This is a genomic window from Acinetobacter sp. V2 (assembly GCF_001188385.1).
GTDB classification, from domain to species: domain Bacteria; phylum Pseudomonadota; class Gammaproteobacteria; order Pseudomonadales; family Moraxellaceae; genus Acinetobacter; species Acinetobacter oleivorans.
The window spans coordinates 391,589-395,330 of record NZ_JZFB01000002.1 but is presented as its reverse complement, the minus strand read 5'-3'; the positions used below and the strand labels follow the sequence as shown (position 1 = coordinate 395,330).

The following is a 3,742-nucleotide window of genomic DNA, read 5'->3' as shown; positions in this document are numbered from 1 at the left end:
GTTTGCAAAGTCCTGTTCTCCCACAGGACTTTGCCCCTAACTTTTTCAGTAGCATTCAACGCTGCGAAAAAACTGAAATGGGCTAAGTTCGCTTAGCTCCTTTATCTCTGTGTCGCAATGATCTCTCAAACTTTAAATCAGCGCCAAAGTAAAAGTCCGTTGTGACACAGGGCCCTAGGGGGAGTGTTCTACTATTAAACTCGGTTTTCTTTCACGTAAAAGCGCTTGTGTAGTCGTATGAACGCAATAAAAAAGCCCGATAGGCAATTAATGCATATCGGGCTTTCTAATCAACAGAAGCGATCTATACCCTTTATGGCATAGATAGCATGTCTGATTATTATTCTACAGTTACTGACTTCGCCAAGTTACGTGGCTGGTCAACGTCTGTACCACGTAAAACAGCAACGTGATAAGACAACAACTGAACTGGTACGCTATAAACAATTGGAGCTAGCCATTCGTTTACTGCTGGAATATGCACAACGTGCTGACGGTCTTTTCCATTCACTCCGCTATTTTCATCAGCGAAAACGAATAATTCACCACCACGTGCCTGAACTTCTTCCATATTTGATTTGAGCTTATCAAGCATTTCATCATTTGGAGCAAGAATCACGATCGGCATTTCATTATCAACAAGTGCTAATGGGCCGTGTTTTAACTCACCAGCTGCATAGCCTTCCGCATGAATATATGAAATTTCTTTAAGCTTTAATGCGCCTTCCAATGCGATTGGATAATTCGTACCACGACCTAAGAATAAGCAGTGATTTTTTTCAACGAATAATTCAGACAAACGCAAAATTTCTGGATCATGTTTAAGCGTATCAAGAATAACTTTCGGGCTGTGCCATAGCTCACGTGTAATTTCTTCAAGAAGAGCAGGGCTAATACGTTGTTTCACTTGACCAATTTTCAAGATTAACAACATAAGCGCAGCAAGCTGAGTCGTGAACGCTTTAGTTGAAGCAACACCAATCTCAGGACCAGCAAGAGTCAATAAATGATGATCAGTTTCACGAACCATTGAAGACGTTGCAACGTTACAGATAGTCAAAGTCTGAATATCGATATTGTTTGCTTTCGCACGTTTTTGAGTTTCACGTAATGCCGCTAAAGTATCAGCAGTTTCACCTGACTGTGAAATACAGATATAAAGTGTATTTTCAACAATTACAGGGGTGCGATAGCGGAATTCACTCGCGATTTCAACTTGGCAAGGCACGCCAATCAGTTGTTCAAACCAATATTTCGCAATCATTCCTGAGTGGTAACTTGTACCACAAGCAATGATCTGTACGCTTTGAATTTTGTTGAAATCTGCATCAGCATTTTTCAAGAAATCATCACGTAAGCTATTGCCATCAAGCGCTTGAGAAATTGTTTGCTTGATTGCTTCTGGTTGCTCATAAATTTCTTTGAGCATATAGTGTTTGTATTCACCTTTTGATGCACTGCTTACGGTTGCATCAAGCTCTCTTACCGGACGTTCAACGCGTTCGCCATTTGCAAATACTTCAATTGAAGTACGTGTAAGACGGGCAATATCGCCTTCTTCTAGGTACATAAAGCGGTTTGTTACTGGTAAAAGGGCAAGTTGGTCTGAACTAATAAAGTTTTCACCAATACCTACGCCAATCACTAAAGGTGAACCTTCACGTACAGTAATGAGTTCATCTGGATAATCGCTGTGGATAATACCGAGCGCGTAAGCACCTTTAAGCTGAGGTACAACAGTTTCAACAGCATCTAAAAGGCTATCTGTGCTTTTTAGAGCTTCAGCAACTAAGTGTGCAACAACTTCAGTATCTGTTTGAGAAGTAAAAACATAACCTAATGCTTGAAGGTCATCTTTTAGCTCTTGGTAGTTCTCAATGATGCCGTTATGTACAACAGCAACCTTACCAGACATGTGTGGGTGAGCATTGTTTTCAGTTGGCTTACCATGGGTAGCCCAACGTGTATGCGCAATGCCGATAGCCCCTGTAAGTTGGTGTTCAGCAACTGCATCAGCAAGATTAATGACTTTACCTACACGGCGCTCACGTAAAATTTGTTGATTATTTAGTAAAGCAACACCCGCAGAATCATAACCACGGTATTCAAGACGTTTTAAACCTTCAATTAAAATCTCGGTTACACAACGCTCTGCAACGCCTCCGACGATACCACACATACTTCAATCCTCTTATTTTTTAACCTTTTGGGGACGTTGATAATTTGCTTTAGAAATTTGTTGCGCACGTTCAAAGGAGAGACTTTGTTCAGCTACATCTTTCGTAATCACAGAACCCGCACCGACTGTTGCACCATTCCCAATGGTCACCGGAGCAACCAGCGAGCTATTAGAACCGATAAAAACGGCATCGCCAATAGTGGTTTTGTGTTTATTTGCACCGTCATAATTACAAGTAATTGTACCTGCCCCAATATTTGATTCAGCACCGATTTCCGCATCACCTAAGTATGTGAAGTGGTTGGCTTTACTACCTAGCCCAATCGTTGTGTTTTTAACTTCAACAAAGTTGCCAATATGCACTTCATTTGCCAATTTAGCCCCTGGGCGTAAGCGTGCAAATGGTCCAATTTGAGCATCTTCGCCTACAACTGCGCCATCAAAAACGCTGTAGGCTTGAACTTTAGTGCCTGCTGCAATTTTGGTGTTCTTTAAAATACAGCCAGCGCCGATTTCTACAAAATCACCAAGCTCACATTCACCTTCAATAATAACATTGATGTCAATACGAACGTCTTGTCCAACTTTTACAGAGCCACGTAAATCAAAGCGTGCAGGGTCAAAGAACATTACACCTTGCTGCATTAGCTTTTTGACTTGCTCTTGCTGGAACTGGCGTTCTAAAGCTGCAAGTTGTATGCGGTCATTAACACCTTCAACTTCAAAAGCAAGCTCTGGTTCAACAGAGGCAACTTCTAAGCCATCTGCGATTGCCATTGCAACGATGTCAGTGAGGTAATATTCACCCTGTGCATTTTCATTTGAAAGTTTAGGCAACCACTCATGAAGTTTTGCGTTGCTAACACAGTAAATGCCTGTATTAAATTCTTTAATTTGGCGTTGTGCTTCGTTTGCATCTTTATGTTCAACAATGGCTTGAATTTTGCCATCTTGGCGCACAATACGGCCATAACCTGTTGCATCATCTACAGTGAGCGTAACTAAGCCAATTCCTGTCTGAGTCGATGCATCTAATAATTTTTGTAGCGTATTTGCATTAATACATGGCACATCGCCTGATAAAATCAGTGAAACACCTTCTTTAGGAAGTACAGGTAAGGTCATTTGTACTGCATGACCTGTACCAAGTTGTTCTGCTTGCTCAACCCATTGAATATTTTCTTGGGCAAATGTTTGTTGTACGCGGTCACCACCATGACCATAAATCGTAATAATATTTTTAGCTTGTAATTGTTTTGCTGTTTGAATGACATGCCCTAATAGTGGGCGACCCGCTAAAGGTTGTAATACTTTAGGAAGCTGAGAACGCATACGCGTTCCTTTGCCAGCAGCAAGAATAATGACGGTAGTTGACATGTATAACTCTAATGATTTAACTCAAATGGATAATAATTAGTGTACAAAGAGCAGCCCATACACCGGCAATAATATCGTCAAGCATAATACCAAAACCACCATGCACTTGACGATCAATAACACGTATAGGCCAAGGTTTCCAAACATCGAAAATTCGAAATAATATGAAGCCGACGATCACCCACA

Annotated in this window: 3 protein-coding genes and 1 pseudogene; 1 reads left to right on the top strand and 3 read right to left on the bottom strand. The window is 41.1% G+C overall.

Going from position 1 to position 3,742, the window contains the following annotated elements; translation table 11 throughout:
- Positions 1-96: pseudogene (locus UC75_RS21170) on the top strand (hypothetical protein); the annotation flags it as partial.
- A gap of 244 nt (positions 97-340) precedes the next feature.
- Here UC75_RS21170 and glmS read toward each other — a convergent pair.
- The 3 genes from glmS to UC75_RS21165 form a co-directional block, all read right to left on the bottom strand.
- Positions 341-2,179 carry a glutamine--fructose-6-phosphate transaminase (isomerizing) gene (gene glmS / locus UC75_RS10650; RefSeq protein WP_049837562.1) on the bottom strand — a complete coding sequence of 613 codons (1,839 nt, stop codon included), beginning with the start codon at positions 2,177-2,179 and terminating at the stop codon, positions 341-343.
- Between the two features lie 12 nt (positions 2,180-2,191).
- Positions 2,192-3,556 carry a bifunctional UDP-N-acetylglucosamine diphosphorylase/glucosamine-1-phosphate N-acetyltransferase GlmU gene (glmU, locus tag UC75_RS10645; RefSeq protein ID WP_049837561.1) on the bottom strand — a complete coding sequence of 455 codons (1,365 nt, stop codon included), beginning with the start codon at positions 3,554-3,556 and terminating at the stop codon, positions 2,192-2,194.
- A gap of 16 nt (positions 3,557-3,572) precedes the next feature.
- On the bottom strand, positions 3,573-3,742 hold a 170-nt coding region (locus UC75_RS21165; protein WP_228137283.1), incomplete at its 5' end, for a phosphatidylglycerophosphatase A.

Bases quoted from the DNA above. Each gene is read 5' to 3' on its own strand.
- glmU (WP_049837561.1), bottom strand. From the start codon at position 3,556: ATGTCAACTACCGTCATTATTCTTGCTGCTGGCAAAGGAACGCGTATG.
- glmS (WP_049837562.1), bottom strand. From the start codon at position 2,179: ATGTGTGGTATCGTCGGAGGCGTTGCAGAGCGTTGTGTAACCGAGATT.